Below are 26,800 nucleotides of genomic sequence, written 5' to 3'. Positions count from 1 at the left end.
AGGTCGGACGGAGCAGTACGGGTGGGTTAGCCAATCATATAGGGCAGATTAGTGAACAGCGTGCGGATATAGTCCAGCAGCAGATTCAGCATCCACGGACCGGCCACTACCACGGTAGCGGCCACGGCCAAAATTTTGGGAATAAAGGAGAGCGTCTGCTCGTTGATTTGGGTCGCCGCCTGCAACAGGCTGATAATCAGGCCGCTGACCAGCGCTGCCAGCAACAGCGGGGCCGCTACCATCAGGGCGATCTTCATTGCGTCGTGGCCAAGGACCATTACCGATTCTGGGGACATGATTGCTCCGGGTATCAGGAATAAAAGCTCTGCGCCAGCGATCCGACCAGCAGCTGCCAGCCATCCACCAACACAAACAACATCAGCTTAAATGGCAGGGCAATCGTTGCCGGCGGTACCATCATCATCCCCAGCGCCATCAGTACGCTGGCAATGACCAGATCGATAATCAAAAAGGGAATAAATACCGTAAAGCCAATCTGGAAAGCGGTTTTCAACTCGCTGGTAACGTAGGCCGGCAGCAGAATGCGCATCGGCACCGCTTCAGGCCCAACGATCGGCGCGGTATTCGCCAGGCGGGCGAACAGGGCGAGGTCCGCTTCGCGTGTCTGACGCAGCATAAACTCACGCAGCGGCTGGGCGCCTTTGTCCATCGCCACTTCCATCGATATCTTGTCCTGACTGAACGGCAGGTAAGCGTCCTGATAAATTTTATCGAACACCGGCGCCATAATAAAAAAGGTCAGGAACAGCGACAGGCCCAGCAGCACCTGATTCGGCGGTGCCGACGGCGTACCCAGCGCGTTGCGCAGCAGGCCAAACACGATGATGATGCGCGTAAAGCTGGTCATCATCAGCAAAATGGCCGGCAAAAAAGTCAGCGAGGTGATAAAAACCAGCGTCTGCACCGGCAAAGACCAGCTCTGACCGCCGTTCGGCAGCGGCTGAGTGACCAGACCAGGCAATTGAGCATGCACCTCCGGCGTTAACAGCAGCAGCGGCAGAAGGGGAAGCAGACGACGAATCATTGTGGTTTTCCGGGACGTTTCACTAACGTCTGTAAAATCTGACGGAAGTCAGGTGCCGCCTGGGCGGGCGGCGCATCCTGTTGTTCGGGATCTTTGGGCGGCAGCGTATGCAGATGGGTAATCTGCTGCGCGGTCACGCCCAGCACCAGGCGGGCATCTTCCACTTCAACAATCACCACGCGCTCGCGCTGACCAACCTGCACGCTGGCGCTGATTTTCAGCGCCTGTGGGCCGCCAAGACGTTTCGGCGTAAAGCCGAGACGTCGCGCCAGCCAGGCGCAGGCGAGGATCAGTAACACGATCCCGGCCAGCACGCTGCTGACCTGCGTTAACGCCGACCCGGTAGAAAAGGCGGGCTGTGGAGCTTGTTGCGTTGTTGCCTGCTGGGTGCTGTTGTTCATTATTAGCGGCTCAGACGGCGCATACGTTCAGACGGCGTGATAATGTCGGTGATACGTACGCCATATTTATCGTTCACCACTACCACTTCACCTTGAGCAATCAGGTAACCGTTGATCAGAATATCCAGCGGCTCACCGGCAAGGCCTTCCAGCGCCACCACGGAACCCTGCGACAGACGCAGCAGCTCTTTGATAGTCATCTTGGTGCGGCCCAGTTCAACGGTGAGTTTGACCGGGATATCCATAATCAGATCGATATCCTGCAGCGATCCGCCGATATCTTTGCTGTCCAGCGATTTGAACACGCTCTCGGTGGATGACGCGCTGTCGGTCGAAGCTTGTTCACTCATCGCCTCGGCCCACAGATCGTCCGCAGAGATGCTGTCATCGGACGTTTTGTTGCTGTCACTCATCGGGCTGTTCCTCATTCAGCGAATTCAATATCGGATTAATCAAGTGTTCTACACGCAGCGCGTATTGTCCATTCAGGGTGCCATACTGGCTGGTTAACACCGGAACGCCATCAACGTGAGCGATAATGCGATCCGGTTTTTCAATCGGTAATACATCGCCGGGCTTCAACTGCAGGATGCGCGACAAACGCAGCGAAACGTCGGCGAAGTTAGCGATCAGCTCCAGCTCGGAGTGCTGTACCTGCTTCACCAGCGTGTCGCGCCAGTGTCTGTCTTCCTGTCGCGAGTTTTCCAGCGGCGGGTTAACCAGCAGTTCGCGCAGCGGCTCGATCATGCTGAAGGGGATACAAATATTAAATTCCCCAACCAGGTTGCCGATCTCTACCTGAAACGGCGTGGTAACCACGATATCGTTCGGCGATGTGGTGATGTTGGTAAATTTCACCTGCATCTCCGAACGCACATATTCAACATCCAGCGGATAAATCGCTTTCCATGCATCGCTGTAGCCTTCCAGCGCCAGCTTCAGCATGCGGCGGATCACGCGCTGTTCCGTATGGGTAAATTCACGCCCCTCAACTTTAGTCGGGAAGCGCCCGTCGCCACCGAACAGGTTATCCACCGCAATAAACACCAGGCTGGGCGAGAAAACGAACAGCGCTGTGCCGCGCAGCGGCTTCAGGTGGATCAGGTTCAGGTTGGTCGGCACCGGCAGGTTACGGGCAAATTCATGGTACGGCTGAATTTTAATCGCCCCAACGCTGATATCCGGACTACGGCGCAGCAGGTTAAACAGTCCCATACGGAACTGGCGCGCAAAACGCTCGTTAATAATCTCCAGCGCCTGCAGGCGCTCGCGCACCACGCGACGCTGGGTATTAGGATCGTATGGGCGAATATTGTCATCGCCGATACTCTTATTCTTATCATCTTCCGCGCTTTCACTGTCGCCATTGAGAAGCGCGTCAATCTCAGCCTGTGAAAGAATGCTATCGCCCATTAACTCACCTCAATATGAAGGCGGTAAACAGTACATCGTTTACGACCTGCGGAGGTTGACCTTTAACCAGCGGCGGTGCCAGCGACTGCTTGATCTGTTCTACCAGCGCTTGCTTACCCTGTTCCGATGCCAGCTTCACTGAATCCTGGCGAGAGAGCAGCAGCAGCAACCGGCTACGAACTTCAGGCAGATAGTCGTTCATGCGAACACGCGTTTCCTCATTCGGCAGACGCAGCGTAAAGCCGACGTACAGCACGCGATCGGGATCGTTATCCGCATTGACCAGGTTAACCGTAAATGTATCAAGAGCATAAAAGACCGGTGCGGCAGGCGGTTCCACTTTCGCGGCTTCCGGATGTCCGTCGGTTTTATTCATCATTCGCCACACTACATAGCCTGCCACGCTGCAAGCGGCCAGCGTTACAACCAGTAACACCGGAATCAGGATGGAACGTTTGCGGCCTTTAGCTTTCGCGTTATCAGACATTTTGCAGAAATACCCTGTGAATTATCTGGGGCAGGCCATAGTGGCGAGCCGAGAGTGATTATCGCGCGTCTCTCGCCAGTCAATGGGGGGAAAAGACGCGCCTTTTGCTTTTACCTTTGGCGTTTGTCACCGTCAGGCGAATGTATCTACTGCGCTACTGCCTGCCGCACGCGCCTGCAAAGCGGCGGGAACGGCCAGCGGCGTAACGTCATCTTCGCTGCCGGAACTCAGCGAAAAACTGCCTGGCTGCTCGCGGCGCGATTCCTGCTGGTTGCCAAAGCTCTGGTTCTGCGGGAAAGCATCGCTGCTGACGTTGCTCTGGGCCAGGTTGATGCCGCTTTCCGCCAGCGCGGTACGCAGATGCGGCAACGCGGCTTCCAGCGCGGCGCGCACCTGACTGTGGTTTGACACCATATTCAGCTGCGCCTGATCGTTATCCAGCTTCAGGCTGATCTGAATCGCGCCCAGATCGTCCGGGTGCAGACGCAGCTCGGCGTTCTGCTGGCCGTTGCGGCTGAACATCAATACCTGCTGACTCACTGCCTGCTGCCATTCCGGGCTGCCCAGCTGCGCATTAATCTGCGGCGTGGCTGGCGTCATTGCCGTGGCCGATGCAGCAGGCGCAGCGGTAGCAGCGGTGGCGTGATTCATCACGGTTGAAAGCGCGCTTAGCGTATGCGTCGGCAGGCTTTCATTCGTCTCTTTTCCTTCACTTTGACGCGTCTCGCTCATCAGGCCCTGGAAGCTGGCGAGCGGGGCTTTCTCCTCGCTGTCGGTAGCGGCGCTGGCCAGGCTGGTGTTAGCCGCGCCGGTATCCGCTTTATCACCAGGCTGCTGCGCGGTTAACACCGTCAGCGTCGCCTTCAGATTACCGCTCTGGGTGCTCAACGCGTTGAGACCCTGACCGTCCAGTTTCACGTCATTGTTTTTCGCAGCCTGCTGCACCAGCGGCGTTTGCGGCAGCATGGCGAACAGTGCCTGTAAAGATTGCTGATCGGCAGCGCTTAAACTGTCTCGTTTCAGCTCATCCTTATCATCGGCGGACTTCAGGTTCTCTTTAGCCTTTTCCGGCGTCAGCAACGCATTAATCGCCTCCGGCTTTTGCAGCGCGCTTAGCAGTTGGCTAAGCTCGCTCGCCGGCGTTTTCTCCGTCGGCGTTTTTTGCGCGTCGGCGGCCAGCGCGGCTTTCCCATCGCCCTGTTTCGCCAGCGTCAGCAGACGATTGCCGAGCAGTGTCAGAAACGCTTCCGACAGCTGACCGGAAGCCGCGCCTTCGCCGCTAGCCAGGCCGCTGCCGCTGGTAACATCAGCGCCGCTATTGACGCTGACGGTATTGACTGATGTTGGCAACTTAATCATTAGCCTTCCTCAAAGATGCCCGCTGGGCATACTCATCCATCCGTTTCTGATCGAGACGGTTTTCCTGTAATAATTCATTGGCCTGCGAACGAGCCTGGAGCGTTTCCCAGGCGTGCAGCCGTTGCTGTTTGTTGCGCCAGACATTAAGCGCCTGTTCGACTTTTTGCGTACACTGCGCCAGCTGGTGGCGATGTTGTTCAATTGCTTTTTCCAGCGTCTGAATAAACTGGTGATAGTTTGTCCAGCGCGAACTGGCGATGCCGGTCGACATATTGCTGTTCAGCTTGTGGCGATATTCATCCTGATAGTTGAGCAGCATATTCAGCTGCTCGTCCGCCTGCTGTTGGGCGCGACGCATCGTACCCAGCCGGATAGCCGCGTCTTCCACCTCTTGCTGCGCCAGGTCGCGCAGGGTTTCCATCGCACTGTTAGCTTTAGCCATCGTCAGGTGACCTCATTTCTCGCGCCGGGAGGGCCCGACGCCATCAACCAAAAATAGCCTGGAGATGCAGGCAGGCATCGTCATAGCGGCTCTGCTCGAAGATGCCCTGTTGCAAAAAGGATTCCAGCATCGGCCACAGCTTAATCGCCTTATCCAGCATCGGATCGCTGCCGGCTGCGTAGGCGCCGACGCTAATCAAATCGCGGTTGCGCTGATAGCTGGAGAGCAGCTGCTTAAACTGGCGTACGCGCGCATAGTGCGTTTCATCTATTAGCGCGGTCATCGCACGACTGATCGAGGCTTCAATATCGATGGCCGGGTAGTGACCCGCCTCCGCCAGCCGACGCGACAGCACCACATGGCCATCGAGAATGGCGCGCGCGGAGTCGGCGATCGGGTCCTGCTGATCGTCGCCTTCGGTTAATACGGTATAAAAGGCGGTAATCGAGCCGCCGCCGTCGATGCCGTTACCGGCGCGCTCCACCAGCGCGGGCAGCTTGGCGAACACCGAAGGCGGATAGCCTTTGGTGGCCGGCGGCTCGCCGATCGCCAGCGCAATTTCACGCTGCGCCATCGCATAACGCGTTAATGAGTCCATAATCAGCAGCACATGCTGGCCGCGATCGCGGAAATCTTCGGCGATGCGCGTGGCATATGCCGCGCCCTGCATACGCAGCAGCGGGGAGACATCCGCCGGTGCGGCAATCACCACCGAGCGCGCACGGCCCTCGGTGCCAAGAATATTTTCAATAAAGTCTTTAACTTCACGGCCACGTTCGCCAATCAGCCCGACCACGATCACGTCGGCTTTGGTGTAACGCGCCATCATGCCGAGCAGCACCGATTTACCCACGCCGGAGCCGGCAAACAGCCCCATACGCTGACCGCGGCCTACCGTCAGCAGCGCGTTGATCGCACGGACGCCGGTATCCAGCACGTCGGTGATCGGCGTACGCTGCAGCGGGTTAAAGGGCGGGGTGATCAATGGCGCGCGATAGCCGGTTTCCGGCGCGGGCAGACCGTCTAACGGACGGCCGCTACCGTCCAGTACGCGGCCCAACAGCTGCGGACCCAGCATCAGCTGTTTTCCGCTCTGTGCGCTGTCGCCGTTGCCGCGCGCAAACACGCGCGCACCGGGCAAAATGCCTTCCACTTCTTCCAGCGGCATCAAAAAGAGTTTCTGCCCGTTGAAGCCGACCACTTCGCTTTCAACTTCAGTAACCTGTTTACCGTCGTGACGTTCGATAACGCAGGTCGCGCCCAGCGGCAGCTGCAGGCCGGTCGCCTCCAGCACCAGACCGGTGGCGCGCGTCAGGCGTCCGTAGCGGCGCACCTCCGGCACATCCGCCATGCGTTTTTCAAACGCGTCCAGTGAGCCCAGCCAGCGTGAAAGACGTGTGGTCATTACAGCTCTCCCGGTGCCGCCAGGCGGCACAGTTCATGCCAGCGCGTCGCCACGCTGGCGTCCAGATCGCCATCTTCCGCGCTCAGTTTGCAGCCGCCCGGGTGCAGCGAACTGTCGGCCAGCAGGCGCCAGCCGTGCAGGTCTAGCGTCGGGCCCAGCGTCTGTTCAACGCGTTGCAGATCGTCAGGATGTACCCGCAGCTGCGGCTTGCCGCTGAACATCGGTTCCTGCTGGATCATCTGCTGAATCTGACGCAGCAGGGCAGAGCCGTCGACCGCGGTCGCCTGGCCGATAACCTGACGCGCCGCTTCCAGCGCCAGCTGCAGCAGACGCGAGGCGATAACGCTGTCGAGCGCTTCCAGCGTGTGCTGGAATTCGGTGACCAGCTGCTGCATACGCGCCTGTACCGGCGCCTGCTGCTGCTGCGCTTCCGCCAGCCCCTGCTGAAAACCAGCATCAAAACCTGCCTGCTTGCCTTCATTAAAGCCTTTCTGTTGTCCCTCAGCGTAGCCTTGCGCATGAGCCTCAAGGCGCGCCTGGGTCTGGATCTGTTCCAGCTGCGACTGTGGCGAAAACGCGTCGTTTTCTTCGCTCACGTCGAAAGTCAATTCAGGTTCGACCTGCGGCTCGGCGGCCGGCTGGTCAAAGCGTGTTAAATCGTCAGGCTGCCAGCGCTGCCATGGACGGGAAGAAAAGGCATCAGACATAGGTTTCCTCGCCGCCGCCAATTACCATTTCGCCGCTTTCCGCCAGACGACGAACGATAAGCAGAATCGCTTTCTGTTCGTTCTCTACCATCGACATACGGACCGGACCACGGTTGGCGAGGTCGTCGCGCAGAATATCGGCCGCACGCTGCGACATATTCTTGAGGAACTTCTCGCGCAGCGGCTGATCGGCGCCTTTCAGTGCCACCAGCAGCGATTCGGATTCCACTTCCTGCAGCAGGCGCTGGATACTGCGGTCGTCCACATCCACCAGGTTTTCGAACAGGAACATTTCGTCGACAATCTTCTGCGCCAGTTCGCCATCGAACTCGCGTACCGCTTCCATAACCGCTTCTTCCTGCTGCGTTTTCATCAGGTTGATGATTTCCGCCGCGGTTCTTACGCCGCCCATCTTCGCGCGCTTGAGGTTTTGACCATCCAGCAGCGAGTTGAGCACTTCGGTCAGTTCCGCCAGCGCCGCTGGCTGCACGCCGCCGAAGGTGGCGATACGCAGCATCACATCGTGACGCAGACGATCGTCGAACTGGGCCAGGATATCCGCCGCCTGTGAACGCTTCAGGTGCACCAGGATGGTGGCGATGATCTGCGGATGTTCGTCGCGGATCAGATCGGCAGCCGCCTGCGGCTCCATAAAGTTGAGCGTTTCCATGCCGGAGGTGGTTTCGCGCGTTTCCAGAATGTCTTCCAACAGCGTGGAGGCGCGCTCTTCGCCCAGCGCCTTGATCAGTACCGAACGCAGATATTCATTAGAGTTCAGGCTCAGCGCCGCAAACTGCTCGGCATCCGTTTCAAACTCACGCAGCACTTCAGCCAGCTGCTGGTGAGAAACCTGATTCATATTGGCCATGGCTGCGCTCAGGTGCTGTACTTCCCGCGTGCTGAGGTGCTTGAACACCTCAGCGGCACGGTCTTCACCAATCGTCATCAGCAGGACGGCGCTTTTTTCAGTACCGGTCAGACTCATAGTTCGTTACTCATCCATTGGCGGATCACCAGCGCCACAACGCGTGGATCGTTTTCAGACATATCGCGGATGCGCTGGCTCATCACTTCGGCGCTGACGCGATGTTTAGATTTACGTTCCTGCTCCTGATCGTCTTTGCTGAGCGAAACAGAGAAGGCTTCTTGTTCTTTACGTTGCTGCTCCAGCGCTGCCGCTTGTTCAATCGCCGCTTTGGTCAGCTCCTGTTTACGCAGCAGGTGCGGACGAATCAGTTTGCGGTAGAGGATGAAGGCAACCAGCGCAACCAGTAACCAACGTCCCGCATTCATCATCTGCTCGAAGAAGGACTGCTGCTGCCAGAACGGAAGATCGCCACCGGTATCCTCAGTTTGGGTAAACTGCGAGTTCACCACGTTGACGCTGTCGCCGCGATCGCTGGAGTAGCCCATCGCTTCACGCGTCAGATCTTCAATCTGTTTCAGCTGTTTCTCATCCAGCGCCGCCGCTTTGCCTTTGGCATCGGCGCGGTAGTTCACCACCACGGCAACCGACAGACGTTTCACGCTGCCCACATTCATCTTGGTGTGACGAATGGTGCGATCCAGCTCGTAGTTAGTCGTTTCGTCATGGTGCGTATTGGACGGCACCGGACGCGCTGCATTGGTGCTGGCGGTGGTGTTGGCCGCTGCGCCGTTATTATTGCCCGCCGTGGCATTTGCATTGTTATTCGCTTGCGGCGTTTCGATCGGCGCGTTGTTAGCAGGCGCAGGCTGATTAGAGAGCGCGCCCGGCACGCCGCCAGGATACTGGCCGCCAATCTGCTCGTTATTGCTGCTCTGACGCGAGCGAATAGCAGCATTGGCCGGATCGGTATTCGGTTTGTACTGCTCTTCCGTTTGCTCACGGGTATCGAAATCGATCTGGGCGGTAACCTGCGCATGGACATTACCGTTGCCAACAATCGGTGCCAGGATCGCTTCGATACGCTGCTGATAGCGACTTTCCACTTCGGTGGCATACTTCAGCTGGGCATCGTTCAGGTCACGACCGGCCGCATCGGAACGCGTCAGCAGACGACCACTTTGATCGACAACCGTTACGTTGCCCGGCGGAAGTCCGGCCACGCTGCTGGAAACCATATGCACGATGGCGTTAATTTGGCCTTCATCCAGTGCTCGTCCCGGCTGCAGGATCAGCGTGACGGAAGCGGAGGGGGATTTCTGCTCGCGAACAAACAGCGTAGGTTTAGGCATCGCCAGGTGGACGCGTGCGTTTTTTACCGGACCGAGCGTCTCGATAGTGCGTGACAGTTCGCCTTCCAGCGCACGCTGGTAGTTAACCTGTTCGCTGAACTGGCTGATACCAAACTTCTCTTTATCCAGCAGTTCAAAGCCTACGGCGCCGCCTTTTGGCAGGCCCTGCTGAGCGAGACGCAGGCGCAGTTCGTGCACCTTTTCTGCGGGCACCATCAGCGCGCCGCCATTCTCTTCGAAGCGGTAAGGGACGTTCATCTGAGTCAGCTGCGTCACGATCGCGCCGCCATCCTCATTTGAAAGGTTATTATAAAGGACGCTGTAAGCCGGCGCTTTCGCCCACAGTACCATCGCGACAATGATGGCAGTAGCGGCGGCTGCAGCGATGATCAGCGGGATCCGCGGATTGGCGCGCAGGCGAGCAACAAGGTCATTTAAGCCTTTCTTATTTGTTGTTTCCTGAGTTGCGGTAGCATTCATGACCATTTCCTGCCTGACAGTTGACCGGACTGTGTGTTAAGTGGTGACAAAACTGACTCCCTGATACGGCTTAGAAAAGTTCCACTTCAATGGATGCCATTATTTTCCTATTCGCCAATTTCGATGGGTCAAAAAGCCATGTTTTTTGCTGTCATTTACACCCTTTGTCCTATTGACTTTGTGTTAAGTTTGTTTGCGTGAACTAAACGAAACGCCAATAACACGAGGGTTAACATGGCAATCCAGGGGATAGAGAGTGTGATTCAGCAGCTGCAGCTTGGTTCGCTGCAGGCGAGTAATAAGAACACCGACAGCGTGGCGCAGGCGGATTTCTCCGCCCAGATGAAAGCGGCGTTGGATAAAATCAGTGAAACGCAGAACCACGCCCGTGCGCAGGCGCAGGACTTTACGATGGGCAAACCCGGTATCGCCCTGAACGATGTCATGATCGATCTACAGAAATCATCGGTTTCTATGCAGATGGGCATTCAGGTGCGTAACAAGCTGGTGTCGGCTTATCAGGAAATTATGAATATGCAGGTGTAGTGGGGCGATTCGCAACTAGCCTGAAGAACGCTCTGTATCGTCCTGTCCCGGCGTGTTATTCGCACACCGGGTTTGGCGTATCTGGAACAATAGCACCCCGGCTACAGGCCGGTTCGCAGAAATAAAAAAACCGCAGAAGCAAGGATGATTGGATTCGGCTGAGGGTTATAGCAATGAGAAGTGCCATGATCCAATAGCTTTGCGGGTCAGTATCATCACTTTTTCTTGCTCATCAATCACCACGTAAAACTGGTCTTTAACTTTCAGGCTGCGTGGGAAGCTCTCATTGCCGTCGTAGCGCACGGTGATCTTATTACCAAAAACTTCAGCCTCAGCTTTTTTGTCGAATTGGGGCAGGTATATGGTTTTCTTCATTGTATCTCCTCCTTCTGATAAACCGCATCGGCGTTGCGCGACATGGCAAAGCGATCTGCCTGTCATCGTGTAATCTCGCCCCGAGCGGCGCTCTGACATCTGCCGAGGGCGGAATCTTAACTAGCAGGATAGCGGAATCTCAAACAAGAGGATAAAGGAAGCGTGGAGCGGCCAGCGGGAATCGAACCCGCGTCATCAGCTTGGGAAGCTGAGGTAATGCCATTATACGATGGCCGCCTGGTGGGTCGTGCAGGGTTCGAACCTGCGACCAATTGATTAAGAGTCAACTGCTCTACCAGCTGAGCTAACGACCCGAGCGGGAAGTATCCTACCACATGTCGGGGCGAAAGAATTGAGACATATCAAATGTGCCCAAAAAAGCGGGCAGGCTGCGTAATATTCAAGCGCCAGCGAGGCTTCTGGTGCCCTGGGCGATAAAGGTTAATTCAAAGTCCTCTACTGTCTGGCCCGACTATTTTTCGTTATTAGCTAAACCCCAGAATCAGGTTAACTACCGCCGAGATCATCGACACATAACCAGTAATTAAAAAAGCTTTATGTTTCTGACGGTAAGCCAGTAACAGCAGCATCATCGCGGTGGCTGCAAAAGGGATAGCGACGATAACAGGCATAGAATACAGATTCTACTACGCTAAAGTTATTCTTATCGAAACTGTGTCACCTGTATCATGACGAGGGGAATGTGATGTCTGAAGATAGAGAAGTGAAGAACGTCGTTTCAAGCAAAATGCGTGATATGGATTTGGTTTATCTCACCAACATAGTGAATGCGGTAGACGGATCTTTTGGTATTACTCTGTTTCTGAAAGGCACGGTGATCAGCGGCCTGATGATTTCAGGTAAAGAGTATTACACTACGCTGGCTGAAAACTTAGCGCAGGTTGGCGATATCGGCGAGAACTTAGCGCAACATTTTTCGCGAGTAGCGGATGATGTTTATACGCCCGCTTCAGAAAGCGAGTCCGTTCCGGCTAACTTTATACATATGAAGGATTTAAAAGTTAAATCCGGCGGAGGGGAGTTTGATGAGATGCAAAACGCCCTGTTACGGTTAAAAATCGAAGAGATAGATGGCCACATTGTAGGCAACGTCTCTTAACTTACCGCCTGTTTATCAAACCGCCCGAGGGCGGTTTTTTTTATGGGCATCGGCGAGCCCACCATGAGAGAAACAATAAAAGTAGTTGTTAATTAGCAGCAATAATCAAATAGAATAATTAGCAATTTTGTAGCCTGGTCGCTATTTCATTACATGAAAATATTAATTTTATGCGCTCTCTTATATCCGCTTGATAATTTGTTAACATTATTTTCTTTGCTGGTTTTCTTTCAAAGGCATCAGTATTTAACAGGGTAAAAGAATATACCGCCTGGATTTTGAACGTTTACCTTGAACAGGGGTACAGGGAAAATCTGATTTTTAGCGATATTCTCCTGAAGAGGATAATTAGGAGCAAAACTGCCTTTTTATTCTTGATTTCGATCATTTTCTCATCGGCAGTTACTGGCTAATAATAGCGGCCTTTAATATAGGTTTGCGTTCGTTCTTATTATTGGCTTTTATTTGCACAGCAAAATACCAGGATTATCTATGAACAGATTTGTTTCCGATTGGTCGCCAGAACGTATCAGGTCATTACTTAACTGGGTGGAAAAAAGCACGCCTGCGACGGTAACGCTTAACGCTAATGATTTCTCCTCTTTAATGATTTATTGCGAACAGCTACGAAAACATGATGACACCATGCTGCTGCAGGAAAACGAAAAGCTCAAAAAAACCATTGCCGCACAGGCACGTAAAATAAAATTGATCAGTCAGGCGCCGGCAAAGGCGAAACGCTTAGCCGTTGCGATAGCGACGATCCACAGCTATGCGGATGAAGCGCTAAAATCTGGCCAGGTTAATTTACAACCTTAATCCGTTTTGTTGAGATAAATCCGCCGTTAAGGCATCACGCTAACGCAGAGCCAGGTTCCACCGGCTCTGCTACGCTTTATCCGTAAGAGATACGAGGAGGGCAGTGATGAACAAGCGATTACTTTTTGCTATTTTGGCCGTTGCCTTTTTTGTAGGCGCTATTTTACGTTTCATGGCGGACGGCATAGCTTATGGCGTAATGCTGTTAATTCTGGCTGCGGCCTCGGCCTGGTTTAGCATTAAATCGAAGCGGGATTGAATCACGTCCTGATATGCGCCACAGTTATTTAACGGGCGTAGCAAAGGATCTGCTAAAAATAAAGCGAGCCGCGACGTTTTTTTCTATACATTTCTTTACGTATTTGTCGGGGTAGTATAAAAAAACGCTGCGCTTTTATTGTCAGCCTCTGAGAAAAACAATTTAAAATAACGCTTGCGCTCGCTTAGGTTCCATGAGTAAATGGCGCATCGGTTTGGAAGTCAGACCTTATGAAAGCAGTTTTAGTAAAGCAGTCCTCATTTAAAGCGTTATCTTAGATACCCTTCTTCTTGAGCCTCTTCCTAAGTGCCCAGTAAGTATTCTCTGCAATACAGACCTTGTATGCCACGATAACTGGCTCACCCATCAAGAAGGAAATATCTATGTCTAACAAAATGACTGGTTTAGTAAAATGGTTTAACGCTGAGAAAGGTTTCGGCTTCATTTCTCCGGAAGACGGCAGCAAGGATGTATTCGTACATTTCTCTGCAATCCAGAGCAACGATTTCAAAACCCTTGACGAAGGCCAGAAAGTTGAGTTCTCTATCGAGAACGGCGCTAAAGGTCCGTCAGCAACTAACGTTGTTGCGCTGTAAGGCGTTTTAGCCTGCATCCGGCCGTGTGATAGCGATGAAGGTGTTAACCTGAGCAGCAAGGCTACATGATAAAGGCAAAAGCTTCGGTCTGCTGACCGGCGCACTCTTTCAAAAGCGGCTTCGGTTCGTATTTTGAACAAAAAGGCTCACTTCGGTGGGCCTTTTTTTATGGCTGAAATTGCCATAGGCCAACCCGCCAGACGCTGATACACACCTTAACTGTGACCCAGTCAACAGGTGATAAATTTGTTCCCTGGTGATCGGCGGCAGAGACCTACACTTATTAAGCCCCTGTCGGGCTACTGGAGGTTAACATGTCAGAGCGTCCCGATGTAAACGATCCGCTGGAAGATGATGAGCCCGTGCCGCAAACCCCGGACGAAATCGCTGATGACGATGATGATGCCGATCCGTTGGAAGATGACGATGATGAAAGTCAGGATCCCAGCACGGTTATCTAGCCAAAAAAACCGCCCCGAAGGGCGGTTTCTTTATCTGGCATCGGGTTATTCCGCCACCAGCCACATATCCGCTTCATCAAACATCTCTTCAACAATGCGGATAATAATCGATTTATCGCTTTTGCTGGCGTCGCTTTCTATGGCGTTACGCTGCATGGCTTTGGCTTTCACCTCTGCATCCGGGAAGGTGCGATGAATTCTTTTTTGCAACTCTTCCAGGATAAGTTCGTGCGCGCCAGGCAGCCCGGCAACGTTGCGCTTGTCATAAATCAGTTCAACAAACATGGTTAGCAATCCTCTTGATTCCGCACCGCTCGAAGCGCCAGCTATCATACTGGATATGCAAACAGTATCAAATGCATTTTTCGCGTTTTGGCCAGAGAAAATTGGGATGCTCTCGGCTTTACGTTTTGTCTTATACAATCCAGCACCCATGCATGCTAGTTTCGGCGTAAATTAACAGGGGATTATTATGAAACATCTTGTCATCGATATTTTGATGAAACTGGCAAAAATGGATGTCGAAGCCAAAGAAATCACGGCGCAGGTAGAAGCTCAATCTTTGCTGATCGCCGCGCTATTGTTAACTGCCGGGAAAGAAGGTTCAGACAGCATCGAAAAGAATATTAATAACGCCATACTGGCGGCATCGTGCGCTACGCCCGATGTGATCCAGTCCGATGTGGATCTGCTTTTGACGCACATTAACCGGCTGTTGGCGGTGAGGCAGTATATTGATAAGGCGGCGGAGCATTAATTAAAAATAACCTCTGGAGGTGGAAATCCAGCGACACTTCCAGAGGTAGTGCAAAGCACTATTCGTTCAAGGTTGGTTGTGACTGTCGCCACCCGATCAAGTTATACAAAATCAATTCTCTTGTACAACTATATTCGCTATTAGCGTGACTGGTTGGATCAGTAACCCACTCTTTTTATTAGGATGCCACTCCAGCTTTTACAGATCGTTTTTCTGACAAAACTCTTCCCATGTCATCCCCAACGCCGCAGCGTGCTCGTGCAGATAGGCTTCTATCGCCTGCATCGCCACTTCTTTATTGGGTTCCGCCAGCTGGATTGAAAACAGAATCGCATCTTGATTTTTTGCGCGTAAGAACGAGGCGTACAGCCGATCTGCTTGCAGACTGCGATACTGCGCCAGCGGCATATTAAAGCTGTCCGCTTCTTCCTGCGTCAGGCTATCAAGGGCGGCCTGAAAGTCAGGATGGGCCGACAAAAACATAGAACGGGCGATGGCATAATACTCTTGAGGCGTTTTCATGGCGGTAACCTGTAAATAAAGACAGCACTAAGTGTAACCTGACGCGCCGTGGCTGTCAGGAGATCGCCGTTTAACCGCCGTAAACTTAGGCACCGCGCGCCGGGCGGGGGTAAAAACCCCCGTCACATGCACGCATTCTCTCTCTGATGCGCAAGTTTCTTGCGCTGGCGGGGTGAAAAATTATAACGTAGCCGCCATCAAATGAAGGTTAGGGAGCCAGAATGAAAAAGTGGATGCTGTTGGGCGCGCTGGCGCTGACGGGCTGTGCGCAGATTGATCAATATCAGCAGGCGGTAAAAACACCGGCTCCGGCCAATCTGCAAGGTTACTGGCAAACTACCGGGCCGCAGCGCGGGCTGATTAGCGATCGGGCGATGGGTAGCCTGATCATTACTGCCGAAGGCGATACGCTGGACTGCCGCCAGTGGCAGCGCGTGATAGCCAAGCCTGGTAAGCTGACGCTGCTAAACGGAGAATACGTTAACGTGAATAAGCAGCTACGCGTAATGCCGCTGGCACTGGAAGGCAATGAACTGCATTACGACAAGCTGACGCTGAAAAAAGTAGAACAGCCGACGATTGAATGCCAGCAGGCGCTGGAGCAGGTGGCGTTACAGCCGGATGCCGCGGTTATTCAGAATATCGAGCCGCACAATATGCGCGCCGTTTTCGCGACGCAACCCGCCGCAGGCCAGCCGTAGCCAACAGAAGATGACGCGCGGGCGTCATCTTCTGCATTTCGGTTATCCATGCTTTTGCCCGGCGCCCCGATTTACAGATCGGAAGGATGAAGAACGTTGCCGGAAAAACGTCCGTAGGCAGAGGTCACGTTCTTTTGCTGGTTGCCCTGATTCACCATCGTGCGCAGCTCATCCATGCGGCTGACAAGCAGACTTTTAATCAGGTTTTCATTATCCAACAATTGCTTCAGCAGCGGGCGGATTTGCGTTTGCAGCGCGGCGGGCAGGGAAGTGCCGGCCATGGCAAGCGTCACGCTTTCTACCGCCTGCACATAGCCCATCTCATGACCGATCAGTTCATCCCATTGGCTCTGCTTCGCCAACGCCAACATGGTATTACTAAGCATCAGCAGCTGCTGATAGCGGCGCAGCAAATCGAGGTTAGCCGACATTATCAGGCTTCCTGAGTCGCGTGCGCGTTCGGCCCGATCTCTTTCCACGCATCGGCAATATTGGTCAACAGTCTTTCCACTTCGGCAATTGCCTCAGCGTCATTATGCAGGTTGGCATGCAGCAACCGGCGAGTCATATAGTCATACAACCCGTCAAGGTTCGCTGCAATTTCGCCGCCAGCTTCATGGTTCAGGCCGGCGCGCAGACCGCCAGTGATAATGTTGATCGCTTTAGAGAGCGCCTGACCTTTGCCGGGAATGTCGCCCTGTTCCATCAAAATGACCGCTTTTTTCATCGCGCTTAGCGCGCCATCAAATAGCAGGACCACCAGCTGATGCGGCGTGGCGCTCATCACGGCACTTTCAACGCCAACCTGGGCGTAGGCCTGGATTCCCGATTTTGCGTACATGTTATTCCTCTGATTAGCTATTCATCGCGTTGAACTGTTGGGTCAGGTAGTTCCCGGTCTGCGTCATCGATGAAACTAAGGTACTTAAACTGGTAAATTGTGTTTTATAACGCGCCATGGTCGCCTCAATCTGCGTGGTGACCTGATCGTACTGATCGGACAGACGCTTCAGCGAAGTATTGATACCGTCTTCCGCACGCTGAATTGAACCGTCAGAAGCCAGTATGGACTTCAGCAGATTGCTGGCCTGGGTGGCGAAGCCGGTAGTTTTATCGTCGCCCGACAGGAAATTCACCACGCTGGTTGATTTTTCATTCAACGCTTTGTTCAGCTTATCGCTGTCTACCGTCAGCTTGCCGTTAAGATCTTGCGTCACGCCAATTTGCGACAGCAGCGAAATATCACCGCCGGTCTGCGAAGCGGTGGACAGCGTTGAGCGCAGGCGCGTTTGAATATTACGCAGCGTGCCGTCACCCAACAGATCGCCGTTACCGGTGTCCTGGCTGCCGCTGCCCTGATCCACTGCGGTATATTTCGTCTGGTTAGCAATGGTGGTCTGCAGCGAGTTATAGGCGTCAACGTAGGCCTGTACCGCATCAACCATCGGCTGATTATCTTTTTCTACCGTCAGGGTTTCCGGACTGCCGATGTTGGTTTTCGTCAACGTCAGGGTGACCCCTTCCGGCGCATCGGTGATGGTATTGCTGCTGCGCGTAATCGCCACGCCGTTAAGCGTTAATTGGGCGTCTGCGGCGGCAACCTGCTCGCTCATTGCGTTAGTGGTCGACGATTTATCGTAGCTAATGTACTGCGCCAGCGAGCTGTCGTCGGTGGTCACCGTCATTTCATTAGCGGTACCGGTATCGCGCGAGGTCAGCGACAGGTAATAGGTGTTATCGTCAGACTTAATAATGCTGGCGGTAACGCTGCCCTGCTGTTGGTTAATCGCATCACGAATATCCGCCAGGCTGGTTTTATCCTGAGCCAGCGTTACGGTCATCGGTTTTGACTGGCCGCTTTGCGCAATGGTAATGGTGCGCGAAGCCAGCGAGCTGTCGCCGAGATCGGTATCTTTACTGGTGGCAGATTTAGAGAGCAGTGACTGCGCTTTAGCCAAAGTAGTCACTTCTACCGAATAGCTACCTGCCGCCGCGTCGTTAGCCAGTGCCGCGCTAAAAGCGGTGTTAGTGCTGCTGACCTTGGTTGACGCGATACTGGAAGTATCCTTCAGCTTATCAGCGGCGGTTTGCAATTTTTCCAGCGACGTTTGCACGATGCCCCAGGCGGTCAGCTTCGCCTTATAGGAGGACTGCTGGGTAGTAATCGGCGTCAGGCGTGTTTTTTCTGATGTCTCAAGGCTGTCATACAACGTTTGCAGATCGAGACTGGTTCCCGCACCGAGAGAGCTAACACTTGCCATGTTGTAATCCTTCGTTGGTTGACTATCACTGGGTGAGGGTATCGGCAGCAGTTGAGAAAATATTAGCCTGAATGAAAAAAAACAATCGGCAGATATAAAGCCCTTCTTTATTGCACTTCCGGCTTTTAATTTTTCGCAAAAATTTTCTAAAGGTTGTTTTAGCGCTGACGATAATGAGGTTGACGGTGATGAAGCCGTATAACAGATGCCTGAATCTGAACCAATTTTTTAAAGGAAAACCATCATGGCAGTTATTAATACTAACACCCTGTCGCTGATGACTCAGAACAACCTGAGCAAATCTCAGTCTTCTCTGGGCACCGCGATTGAGCGCCTGTCTTCTGGTCTGCGCATCAACAGCGCAAAAGATGACGCAGCAGGTCAGGCGATCGCTAACCGCTTCACCTCTAACATCAACGGCATGAACGTAGCAGCACGTAACGCTAACGACGGTATCTCTCTGGCGCAGACCGCTGAAGGCGCGCTGAGCGAAATCAACAACAACCTGCAGCGCGTACGTGACCTGACCGTTCAGGCGCAGAACAGCACCAACTCTGCTTCTGACATCGACTCCATCCAGGCTGAAGTTAACCAGCGTATGGCTGAAATCGACCGCGTGACCAGCCAGACCGACTTTAACGGCATCAAAATCCTGGATAACGATTCAGACAAGACATTCAATTTCCAGGTTGGTGCTAAAGATGGCGAAACCATCGGTATCACCATGAACAGCAGCTCCGGCTGGAACCTCTATGATGCGACCGGAGCTTCAGGCGCCGGCAACGCCAGCGTTGCCTCTGGGGATCGTAAAATCCTGGCCAGCGGCTTTGATGTACTGACAGCAACCGGTACCGTCAGCGGCGCAACCACCGGTGCACTGTCTAAGATTGATGATGCGCTGAAAGCTGTTGATTCTCAGCGCAGCCTGCTGGGTGCGTCTCAGAACCGTTTTGAATCCACCATCACCAACCTGAACAACACGGTGAACAACCTGTCTTCAGCCCGCAGCCGTATTCAGGATTCTGACTACGCAACGGAAGTGTCCAACATGTCCCGTGCGCAGATCCTGCAGCAGGCTGGCAGTTCCGTACTGGCGCAGGCCAACCAGGTTCCGCAGACCATGCTGTCCCTGCTGCGTTAATTGTTATCAATTACGCATCCGAAAACGCCCTCTTTACGAGGGCGTTTTTTTTAGCCGTTATTTGTCGCTTTATCGTTATTAATTTATTTAGCGACACTGCAAAAAAATTCTAAAGTCCTGCTTAACGTTGTCGATAACATTTATGACGGTGATGAAGCCGCAGGCCAAATGCCGAACCCTAATTTAACTTGAAGGATACTTATCATGGCAGTTATTAATACTAACACTCTGTCGCTGACCACTCAGAACAACCTGAGCAAATCTCAGTCTTCTCTGGGCACCGCGATTGAGCGCCTCTCTTCTGGCCTGCGTATCAACAGTGCAAAAGATGACGCAGCAGGTCAGGCGATCGCTAACCGCTTCACCTCTAACATCAACGGCATGAACGTAGCAGCACGTAACGCTAACGACGGTATCTCTCTGGCGCAGACCGCTGAAGGCGCGCTGAGCGAAATCAACAACAACCTGCAGCGCGTACGTGACCTGACCGTTCAGGCGCAGAACAGCACCAACTCTGCTTCTGACATCGACTCCATCCAGGCTGAAGTTAACCAGCGTATGGCTGAAATCGACCGCGTGACCAGCCAGACCGACTTTAACGGCATCAAAATCCTGGATAACGATTCAGACAAGACATTCAATTTCCAGGTTGGTGCTAAAGATGGCGAAACCATCGGTATCACCATGAACAGCAGCTCCGGCTGGAACCTCTATGATGCGACCGGAGCTTCAGGCGCCGGCAACGCCAGCGTTGCCTCTGGGGATCGTAAAATCCTGGCCAGCGGCTTTGATGTACTGACAGCAACCGGTACCGTCAGCGGCGCAACCACCGGTGCATTGTCAACAATTGATGATGCGCTGAAAGCTGTTGATTCTCAGCGCAGCCTGCTGGGTGCGTCTCAGAACCGTTTTGAATCCACCATCACCAACCTGAACAACACGGTGAACAACCTGTCTTCAGCCCGCAGCCGTATTCAGGATTCTGACTACGCAACGGAAGTGTCCAACATGTCCCGTGCGCAGATCCTGCAGCAGGCTGGCAGTTCCGTACTGGCGCAGGCCAACCAGGTTCCGCAGACCATGCTGTCCCTGCTGCGTTAATCGTTTACCGGTTACGCACTCAAAAACGCCCTCATTACGAGGGCGTTTTTTTTTACTTATTTCCTTTGACTGCGCAGCATTAGCGTTATCCCCACCTATTTGATTTTTCTCGGTTCGGTGTCTATCAGACAAATTAATGCCATTTTAGCGCTGATCTCGGCGCTTTGGAAAAGCACGGCCGCGGTAGATTAGCAATCAAATCTGTTTTTCCTCGGAATCTCATTCTGCATTACTTTCGGGGAAAGTCACAATAGAACCTGGAAGATATTATGTCGCGTATATTGATCTGCTCAAACCATTTAGAAAAGCTGCAAGGTAGTGAGTTAGTTACACTAGAGCTGGTTGAGTTTATGCTTGATCAGGGGTGGTATGTGGATGTATTCACGCATCTTTTAGGTGGCGACATTCAAAATGAGTTTGAAAGCCTTCCGAACCAGGAACGTTTACTGGTTACTGATGATGACAGTTATCCTTTTGAACAGGCTTATGACATTGTCTGGATACAGCATACTGTCCTCAATGCCTATATGATTGAGCGACTCTGTAAAGAGGGAACTAACACCCGCTTTATCTTTAACCACATGTCGTCTTTTGCATCAATGGAAATGCCTCTGGATGCCGAGCTGGAAAATCGTCTGGCAGCAGTTGTACTAGCTGTTTCGCATGAATGCGCGGAAATGCTGGTGAAAAAGGGTATTAAAAAAGAAAAAATTATTCTTTTCGATAATCCTGCTCCGGTAAAATTTGCCGATACGCCAGTTGAATATAAAGAAACGCTAAAAAATGTTCTGTGTATATCTAATCATCCGCCACAAGAACTTTTTGAAGCACAGCAGATGCTGGTAAAGCAGGGCGTCCGCTGCGATATGATCGGTGCTGCAGGCAAGCAATTACGCGTATCCCCTGCGCTTATTGCCAGTTACGACGCTATTATCACTATTGGTAAATCAGTTCAATATGCTTTGGTAGCCGGTATTCCCGTTTATATTTATGATATGTATGGCGGTGAAGGCTATCTTACGGAAAGCAATTTTACCCAGTCGGCATGGCATAACTTTTCAGGGCGGGCCACCAAACAAAAACGCGAAGCAGCGAAAATTTGTCAGGAATTAATTGACGGGTTTGAGCAAGCACAGCGTTATGTACTGCAGCAGCATTCTGAATTTATCCAACGCTGGAGCCTGACAGAACAGCTTCCTGCTCTGCTGGCAGGTTTGGCGGAACCTCAGCATTATCAACTTAGTGATGAGGAGTCTCGCGTTTTATCCATTCATAATAAGGCGCAGCGGCAGGGGACTGCCCCTGTATGGTCATATAAAAAATGGACAGAAGCTCGTGCGCTTAGTCAGCATCGACTGGCTGCAACCGAAGCCATTCTGAGAAACAACGATGCTGCCTGTCGTATTGATATCATCGTGATTAATGCAGGTGATGTTGCAGATACTATGGCTTCGTTACACAGTGTTATGGCACAGCACTATCAGGCAGATAACATCTGGGTCACCGGTCAACATTTTGCGGAAACAACAACCTTACCGATTAACGTTATTCATCAGCAGGAAAGTTGGTGTGATGGCATAACACAGATCGCTGAAAAGAGTCAGGCTGATTTACTATTGGTATTGCATGCCGGCGATTGCCTTTTGCCGCATAGTTTATTGAAACTTGCGGAACACAAACTACGCTATCCTTCATCGCTAATTTTTTATTTTGATGAAGAGGCTTCTGATGCTCAGGGTGGAATAAACCCTATGCTGAAGCCTGATACAAATATTGATTTGCTACGCAGCTATCCTTATATCGGCAGGACATTGGCGTTTGAACGCGGTCTGCTACCGGCTGTTAACGGGTTAAATCCGGCATCTGGTGAGTTTGCACTGATTGATATGGTATGGAAAGCCATTGAGGCTGCCGGTCCGGGCTGCGTAAAACATATCGATCATGTCAGCGTCAGGGCCGCTTTACCTCTGCTGTGTTGGTTAAATAGCAGCAATAATGATTTATATCAACAAGTCATTAATGAACATTTTAAACGGTTTGGCATTGCCGCAGATATCAATAGTGCACATGAAGGTTCTGCATTAAAGATTCGTTATCATCATCAGTGTAATTATAAAGTCAGTATCATCATATCGACGAAAAATAACTATAAAACTTTACGTCAATGTATTGAATCATTGATGGAAAAGACAGCTTATCACCATTATGAAATTATCATCGTCGATAATGGATCAACTGATAGTGATATGGTTGAGTATTTGCAAAAATTAAAGGCACTAAATATATCTCAGTTAAGATTACTGGAATGGGATGGCAACTTTAACTATGCAAAAATTAATAATTTTGCTGTTAACGCTGCTACAGGTGAACTGCTCCTGTTTATCAATGACGATATTGAAGCTTTTGAATCTGATTGGCTTGACGAGATGATTTCCCATGCCCTACGACCTGAAGTAGGCCTTGTAGGGGCCAGGCTCATTACCAAAGCGGGTATAGTACAACATGGAGGTATCGTGTTAGGCCTGAACGGGGTAGCAGGTACTGTTAATCAGGGGCTAAGCTCTACTTCGTCCGGTTATATGAATCGCCTGAAAGTGGCTCAAAATATGAGCGCGCTTAGTAGTGCCTGCTTAATGATAAAAAAAGAGGCATTTCTCTCTATCAATGGTTTCGATGATAAAGATTTCCCTCAACATTTTACTGAAATTGATTTGGCTCTAAGGCTGAGCCAACAAGGTTATCTGCATGTATGGACGCCTTATGCCACGCTGTTTCAAACTAACAGAACATCCCTCTATAAAGGGGAAAACAGAGCGAAAGCTTTCCCCAGTAAAGAGGATAAAGATCGACTGTATCATAAATGGCTTCATCAGCTTTCCATTGACAGTGCTTATAACAAGCAATTAAGTAAGCATGTCCCTGGATTTGAGCTCTCACCTTATATGGCTTCCGTGCAGGATCCATTGCCGGGAAGGCCGCTGCCAGTGATATTAGCCAATAATATTGATCGTCAAGGCTGTGGCTATTACCGTGTGATCCATCCTTATACAGCGCTTGAACAACAGCTTTATATTGATGGCGGGGTAAACGATACGCTGATAGCTCTTCCTGAGATTGAGCGTTTACAGCCTGATGTAATGCTAATCCAACCGGGATTAAGAAGAGGGTTAAGTAAATATTTTGAACAGGTGAGAACTTATTCCTCAGCCAAAATTGTTATCGATTATGATGATTATTCGCCTAATATCCCTGTCCGTAGTATGGTCAGAAAACATATTAAACAGGATATTATTAAAGATATTCGTCGTGATTGCGCGCAGGCTGACTGGGTTGTTGTTTCTACAGCCCCGCTGGCTGATGAGTTTTCGCGTTTTACCTCTAATATCAGGATCGCGCCAAATGGGTTACCTGTAGATATTTGGGGAGAACTGAAAAGTAATAAAAGGACTAAAAAGAAGCTGAGGGTAGGTTGGGCCGGTGGCTCTACGCATACAGGAGATCTTTCGCTTATTAAACCTCTCATTAAAGCCTTTGAGCATGAAATTGAGTGGGTATTTATGGGCATGAAACCTGAAGGTGTTCAATGCGAATTTCATCCGGGCGTGCCAATTGAAGTTTATCCGGAAAAATTGGCCAGCCTTGATTTAGATTTGGCCTTAGTACCGCTGGAAATTAACCAGTTTAATATATGTAAAAGTAACCTGCGTTTACTTGAGCTGGGCGCTTGCGGCATACCCGTGATCTGTACTGATATTGAACCTTTCCGCTGCGGTTTACCTGTTACCCACGTAAATAACCGCTACGCAGAGTGGGCTGAGGCAATTAATATGCATATTCACGAAAAGGAAGCCCTTGAGCGACAAGGAGAAGAGTTAAGAAAAGCGATTCATGAGAACTGGATGCTAAGGGACGGCTTGCTTGAAAAGTGGCGGAACGCCTGGCTGCATTTATAAGCGATGTAGATGATCACTATTTTACATCAAGGGAAACAGTAACAACTTTAAGCGATAAAACGCGGACAGGATTCGCTGTCCGCACTTATCTGTAACTCATAGCGGGTCTAAGCCCGCCATTTTACTCATCTACCTGCAACCCGCCCTACGGCCTTCTGAACAACACAATACTCCGGCCTTCCAGTTCAAATTCCTTTTCACGCGTAATCACCAGCCCACGCCGGTCGGTATCGGAGGTGGAGAGCTCCAGCACCCAGCCGCCTTCGCCAAACTGCGGGATAAGGAACGGCACGTTGCCTTCAAACGGGTTAAGCAGAATCAGCACATCGTGCCAGATGCCTTCCTCCGGCTGAAGATCGGCGCGGCCGAGGTAGACGCCCAGCGTCGAGCCTTCATCCCACTGCTCGGGCTGCTGAAAGCCGCCGCCGGCGTTAAACCATTTAATATCCATGCCGTCGCGCCAGCTTTCGCGGCGCAGCAACGGCTGCTTCGCACGCAGCGCGATAACCTGACGGGTAAACTCACGCAGCGCTTCGGCGCTCGGCGGCAGGTTTTCCCAGTGTACCCAGGAGATTTCGCTATCCTGACAGTAGCCGTTATTGTTGCCCATCTGGCTGCGGCCGAACTCGTCGCCTGCCAGCAGCATCGGCGTGCCGTGGGAAAAGAACAGGGTAGCAAGGAAGTTACGCTTCTGACGCTCGCGCACCGCATTGATACCTTCATCATCCGTCGGACCTTCGGCGCCATAGTTATAAGAGCGGTTATCGCTGTGGCCGTCGTTATTATCTTCGCCGTTGTCGTCGTTATGCTTCTCGTTGTACGAAACCAAATCGTTCAGCGTAAAGCCGTCATGCGCGGTAATAAAGTTAACGCTGGCCCAGGGACGGCGGCCGCGCAGATCGTAAAGATCGCCGGAACCAAGCAGGCGGGCGGCGAAATCGGTCGAAACATTGTCGCCTTTCCAGTATTCACGCACCGTATCGCGATATTTATCATTCCACTCCGCCCAGCCGGGCGGGAAGCCGCCGACCTGATAGCCGCCGGGGCCGATATCCCAGGGTTCGCCGATCAGTTTTACTTTTGACAGCACCGGATCCTGCATCACCGCATCAAAAAAGCCGCCGCGCTGATCGAACCCTTCCGGCTCGCGGCCCAGAATGGTGCCCAGGTCGAAACGGAAACCGTCGATATGCATGGTCTCTGCCCAGTAGCGCAGCGAATCCATCACCATCTGCAATACGCGCGGGTGCGAAGTATTGACGGTATTACCGGTGCCGGTATCGTTGATGTAATAGCGGTGCTGGTCAGGCAGGGTGCGGTAATAGGAAAAATTATCGATGCCCTTGAAAGAGAGCGTGGGGCCAAGCTCGTTGCCTTCCGCCGTATGGTTATATACCACGTCCAGAATCACTTCGATGCCGGCATCGTGGAACGCACGCACCATATCGCGGAATCCCTGAATGCTATTCGGGCCGTAATAGCGTGAGGCAGGCGCGAAGAACGCCAGCGAGTTATAACCCCAGAAGTTTTTCAGGCCTTTATCCAACAGATGCTGATCGTCCGGGAACCAGTGAACAGGCAACAGCTCTACCGAGGTAATCCCCAGGCTCTTAATATAATCCACCGAAACCTTATGGCCCATCCCTTCAAAGGTGCCGCGTAGTTCAGGCGGCAGAGCGGGATTGAGTTGGGTAAAACCTTTTACATGGGCTTCATAGACCACGCTATTCGGCCAGGCTACGCTCGGGCGGTTATTGTCCTGCCAGTCGAATTCATGCGGATCGATCACCCGACATTTCGGGGTATAAGGGCCGCTGTCGCGCGTATCGAAGGTCAAATCCTTGTCTTCGTGCAGCAGATCGTAAGCAAAATGCGCCTCGTTCCATTCGATATCGCCCACCAGCTCGCGTGCGTAGGGATCGATCAGCAGTTTATTCGGGTTGAAGCGGTGGCCGTTTTCCGGATCGTAAGGACCATGCACGCGATAACCATACAGCGCGCCAGGCTTCAGTCCCGGCACATAGCCGTGCCAAATCTCATGGGTATATTCCGGCAGATCCAGCCGGGCAATTTCTGTTTTGCCATCCTGATCGTAAAGGCACAGCTCGACGCGTTCAGCATGCGCAGAGAAGATAGCGAAATTGACGCCCTCGCCATCAAAATTGGCCCCAAGCTGGTGGCTCTGTCCCGCCGTGATTTCAAAAGGCTTACCGTTTGACATACATCTCTCTC

General features: G+C 52.2%; 31 protein-coding genes and 2 tRNA genes. 11 read left to right on the top strand and 22 right to left on the bottom strand.

Features of this window, described 5'->3' with window-relative positions; genetic code table 11:
* Nucleotides 1-26: 26 nt before the first annotated feature.
* The 12 genes from fliQ to fliF form a co-directional block, all read right to left on the bottom strand.
* A complete protein-coding gene (gene fliQ, locus K6958_RS12520; protein WP_249891411.1) occupies nucleotides 27-296 on the bottom strand; it encodes a flagellar biosynthesis protein FliQ in 270 nt (89 codons plus the stop codon).
* A gap of 14 nt (nucleotides 297-310) precedes the next feature.
* Nucleotides 311-1,042 carry a flagellar type III secretion system pore protein FliP gene (gene fliP / locus K6958_RS12515; protein WP_249894677.1) on the bottom strand — a complete coding sequence of 244 codons (732 nt, stop codon included), beginning with the start codon at nucleotides 1,040-1,042 and terminating at the stop codon, nucleotides 311-313.
* The gene (gene fliO, locus K6958_RS12510) at nucleotides 1,042-1,446 is read right to left on the bottom strand and encodes a flagellar biosynthetic protein FliO (protein ID WP_249891410.1); all 405 of its coding nucleotides are present in this window, start codon (nucleotides 1,444-1,446) and stop codon (nucleotides 1,042-1,044) included. The genes fliP and fliO overlap by 1 nt, the downstream gene beginning before the upstream one ends.
* Nucleotides 1,447-1,448: 2 nt before the next feature.
* Entirely contained in the window at nucleotides 1,449-1,859 is a 411-nt protein-coding gene (gene fliN, locus K6958_RS12505) for a flagellar motor switch protein FliN (RefSeq protein WP_249891409.1), read from the bottom strand.
* Complete coding sequence (gene fliM, locus K6958_RS12500) at nucleotides 1,852-2,859, bottom strand: flagellar motor switch protein FliM (protein ID WP_249891408.1); 1,008 nt, start codon at nucleotides 2,857-2,859, stop codon at nucleotides 1,852-1,854. The genes fliN and fliM overlap by 8 nt, the downstream gene beginning before the upstream one ends.
* A 4-nt stretch (nucleotides 2,860-2,863) precedes the next feature.
* A complete protein-coding gene (gene fliL / locus K6958_RS12495) occupies nucleotides 2,864-3,346 on the bottom strand; it encodes a flagellar basal body-associated protein FliL (RefSeq protein WP_249891407.1) in 483 nt (160 codons plus the stop codon).
* 132 nt (nucleotides 3,347-3,478) lie between these two features.
* On the bottom strand, nucleotides 3,479-4,705 hold the full coding sequence (locus tag K6958_RS12490) for a flagellar hook-length control protein FliK (RefSeq protein ID WP_249891406.1): 1,227 nt from the start codon (nucleotides 4,703-4,705) through the stop codon (nucleotides 3,479-3,481).
* A complete protein-coding gene (gene fliJ / locus K6958_RS12485; protein WP_249891405.1) occupies nucleotides 4,698-5,147 on the bottom strand; it encodes a flagellar export protein FliJ in 450 nt (149 codons plus the stop codon). Before fliJ ends, K6958_RS12490 begins: the two co-directional genes overlap by 8 nt.
* 43 nt (nucleotides 5,148-5,190) lie before the next feature.
* Complete coding sequence (fliI, locus tag K6958_RS12480) at nucleotides 5,191-6,552, bottom strand: flagellar protein export ATPase FliI (protein ID WP_249891404.1); 1,362 nt, start codon at nucleotides 6,550-6,552, stop codon at nucleotides 5,191-5,193.
* Nucleotides 6,552-7,259 (bottom strand): flagellar assembly protein FliH, encoded by a 708-nt coding sequence (gene fliH / locus K6958_RS12475; protein WP_249891403.1) that lies wholly within the window; start codon nucleotides 7,257-7,259, stop codon nucleotides 6,552-6,554. Before fliH ends, fliI begins: the two co-directional genes overlap by 1 nt.
* The gene (fliG, locus tag K6958_RS12470) at nucleotides 7,252-8,244 is read right to left on the bottom strand and encodes a flagellar motor switch protein FliG (protein ID WP_249891402.1); all 993 of its coding nucleotides are present in this window, start codon (nucleotides 8,242-8,244) and stop codon (nucleotides 7,252-7,254) included. The genes fliH and fliG overlap by 8 nt, the downstream gene beginning before the upstream one ends.
* Complete coding sequence (gene fliF, locus K6958_RS12465; RefSeq protein ID WP_249891401.1) at nucleotides 8,241-9,962, bottom strand: flagellar basal-body MS-ring/collar protein FliF; 1,722 nt, start codon at nucleotides 9,960-9,962, stop codon at nucleotides 8,241-8,243. The genes fliG and fliF overlap by 4 nt, the downstream gene beginning before the upstream one ends.
* 228 nt (nucleotides 9,963-10,190) lie before the next feature.
* On the opposite strand from fliF, the gene fliE reads away from it, so the two are divergent.
* The gene (gene fliE, locus K6958_RS12460) at nucleotides 10,191-10,502 is read left to right on the top strand and encodes a flagellar hook-basal body complex protein FliE (RefSeq protein ID WP_249891400.1); all 312 of its coding nucleotides are present in this window, start codon (nucleotides 10,191-10,193) and stop codon (nucleotides 10,500-10,502) included.
* 165 nt (nucleotides 10,503-10,667) lie between these two features.
* Here fliE and K6958_RS12455 read toward each other — a convergent pair whose 3' ends face one another.
* From K6958_RS12455 to K6958_RS12440, 4 genes are all read right to left on the bottom strand, one after another.
* Nucleotides 10,668-10,877, bottom strand: coding sequence for a hypothetical protein (locus K6958_RS12455; protein ID WP_249891399.1), 210 nt, complete (start codon nucleotides 10,875-10,877; stop codon nucleotides 10,668-10,670).
* Nucleotides 10,878-11,040: 163 nt separating this feature from the next.
* A tRNA-Gly gene (locus tag K6958_RS12450) sits at nucleotides 11,041-11,114 on the bottom strand.
* A gap of 1 nt (nucleotide 11,115) precedes the next feature.
* Nucleotides 11,116-11,191 (bottom strand) — tRNA-Lys (locus K6958_RS12445).
* Nucleotides 11,192-11,362: 171 nt separating this feature from the next.
* Nucleotides 11,363-11,509: a hypothetical protein gene (locus tag K6958_RS12440; protein ID WP_249891398.1), complete on the bottom strand. Its 147-nt coding sequence runs from the start codon at nucleotides 11,507-11,509 to the stop codon at nucleotides 11,363-11,365.
* A gap of 74 nt (nucleotides 11,510-11,583) precedes the next feature.
* Here K6958_RS12440 and K6958_RS12435 point away from each other — a divergent pair, with 74 nt between their 5' ends.
* From K6958_RS12435 to K6958_RS12415, 5 genes are all read left to right on the top strand, one after another.
* Entirely contained in the window at nucleotides 11,584-11,997 is a 414-nt protein-coding gene (locus tag K6958_RS12435) for a GvpU-like protein (RefSeq protein ID WP_249891397.1), read from the top strand.
* Between the two features lie 492 nt (nucleotides 11,998-12,489).
* On the top strand, nucleotides 12,490-12,816 hold the full coding sequence (locus K6958_RS12430; protein ID WP_249891396.1) for a hypothetical protein: 327 nt from the start codon (nucleotides 12,490-12,492) through the stop codon (nucleotides 12,814-12,816).
* 106 nt (nucleotides 12,817-12,922) lie between these two features.
* A complete protein-coding gene (locus tag K6958_RS12425; RefSeq protein WP_249891395.1) occupies nucleotides 12,923-13,075 on the top strand; it encodes a hypothetical protein in 153 nt (50 codons plus the stop codon).
* 383 nt (nucleotides 13,076-13,458) lie between these two features.
* Nucleotides 13,459-13,671 (top strand): transcription antiterminator/RNA stability regulator CspE, encoded by a 213-nt coding sequence (gene cspE, locus K6958_RS12420; RefSeq protein WP_085071379.1) that lies wholly within the window; start codon nucleotides 13,459-13,461, stop codon nucleotides 13,669-13,671.
* Between the two features lie 314 nt (nucleotides 13,672-13,985).
* Nucleotides 13,986-14,132, top strand: a complete 147-nt coding sequence (locus K6958_RS12415; protein WP_249891394.1) for a hypothetical protein — start codon at nucleotides 13,986-13,988, stop codon at nucleotides 14,130-14,132.
* Between the two features lie 45 nt (nucleotides 14,133-14,177).
* Here the strand turns inward: K6958_RS12415 and K6958_RS12410 are convergent, their stop codons facing one another.
* A complete protein-coding gene (locus K6958_RS12410) occupies nucleotides 14,178-14,417 on the bottom strand; it encodes a DinI-like family protein (protein ID WP_038625468.1) in 240 nt (79 codons plus the stop codon).
* 187 nt (nucleotides 14,418-14,604) lie between these two features.
* On the opposite strand from K6958_RS12410, the gene iraP reads away from it, so the two are divergent.
* Nucleotides 14,605-14,889 (top strand): anti-adapter protein IraP, encoded by a 285-nt coding sequence (gene iraP / locus K6958_RS12405; RefSeq protein WP_249891393.1) that lies wholly within the window; start codon nucleotides 14,605-14,607, stop codon nucleotides 14,887-14,889.
* Between the two features lie 198 nt (nucleotides 14,890-15,087).
* On the opposite strand, the gene K6958_RS12400 is transcribed toward iraP, so the two are convergent.
* Nucleotides 15,088-15,411: a DUF6388 family protein gene (locus K6958_RS12400; RefSeq protein WP_249891392.1), complete on the bottom strand. Its 324-nt coding sequence runs from the start codon at nucleotides 15,409-15,411 to the stop codon at nucleotides 15,088-15,090.
* A 221-nt stretch (nucleotides 15,412-15,632) separates the two neighbouring features.
* On the opposite strand from K6958_RS12400, the gene yedD reads away from it, so the two are divergent.
* Nucleotides 15,633-16,112: a lipoprotein YedD gene (gene yedD, locus K6958_RS12395; RefSeq protein ID WP_085071382.1), complete on the top strand. Its 480-nt coding sequence runs from the start codon at nucleotides 15,633-15,635 to the stop codon at nucleotides 16,110-16,112.
* 71 nt (nucleotides 16,113-16,183) lie between these two features.
* Here the strand turns inward: yedD and fliT are convergent, their stop codons facing one another.
* The 3 genes from fliT to fliD are packed head-to-tail and all read right to left on the bottom strand — an operon-like array spanning nucleotide 16,184 to nucleotide 18,373.
* A complete protein-coding gene (gene fliT / locus K6958_RS12390) occupies nucleotides 16,184-16,543 on the bottom strand; it encodes a flagella biosynthesis regulatory protein FliT (protein ID WP_249891391.1) in 360 nt (119 codons plus the stop codon).
* A gap of 2 nt (nucleotides 16,544-16,545) precedes the next feature.
* Entirely contained in the window at nucleotides 16,546-16,953 is a 408-nt protein-coding gene (gene fliS, locus K6958_RS12385) for a flagellar export chaperone FliS (protein WP_249891390.1), read from the bottom strand.
* 13 nt (nucleotides 16,954-16,966) lie between these two features.
* Nucleotides 16,967-18,373, bottom strand: coding sequence for a flagellar filament capping protein FliD (gene fliD, locus K6958_RS12380; protein ID WP_249891389.1), 1,407 nt, complete (start codon nucleotides 18,371-18,373; stop codon nucleotides 16,967-16,969).
* A gap of 244 nt (nucleotides 18,374-18,617) precedes the next feature.
* Between fliD and K6958_RS12375 the strand changes: the two genes are divergently transcribed.
* From K6958_RS12375 to K6958_RS12365, 3 genes are all read left to right on the top strand, one after another.
* A complete protein-coding gene (locus K6958_RS12375; RefSeq protein ID WP_277614674.1) occupies nucleotides 18,618-19,514 on the top strand; it encodes a flagellin N-terminal helical domain-containing protein in 897 nt (298 codons plus the stop codon).
* Between the two features lie 204 nt (nucleotides 19,515-19,718).
* A complete protein-coding gene (locus tag K6958_RS12370; RefSeq protein WP_277614672.1) occupies nucleotides 19,719-20,615 on the top strand; it encodes a flagellin N-terminal helical domain-containing protein in 897 nt (298 codons plus the stop codon).
* Between the two features lie 269 nt (nucleotides 20,616-20,884).
* A complete protein-coding gene (locus tag K6958_RS12365; protein WP_249891388.1) occupies nucleotides 20,885-24,568 on the top strand; it encodes a glycosyltransferase in 3,684 nt (1,227 codons plus the stop codon).
* A gap of 145 nt (nucleotides 24,569-24,713) precedes the next feature.
* Here the strand turns inward: K6958_RS12365 and glgX are convergent, their stop codons facing one another.
* On the bottom strand, nucleotides 24,714-26,789 hold the full coding sequence (glgX, locus tag K6958_RS12360; protein WP_249891387.1) for a glycogen debranching protein GlgX: 2,076 nt from the start codon (nucleotides 26,787-26,789) through the stop codon (nucleotides 24,714-24,716).
* Nucleotides 26,790-26,800: the final 11 nt, after the last annotated feature.

The sequence above is a fragment of the Mixta hanseatica genome (assembly GCF_023517775.1).
In the GTDB taxonomy this organism is placed as follows: Bacteria; Pseudomonadota; Gammaproteobacteria; order Enterobacterales; family Enterobacteriaceae; genus Mixta; species Mixta hanseatica.
Note: the sequence above shows the minus strand (reverse complement) of the source record. Positions and strands in the feature narration are given on the sequence as shown.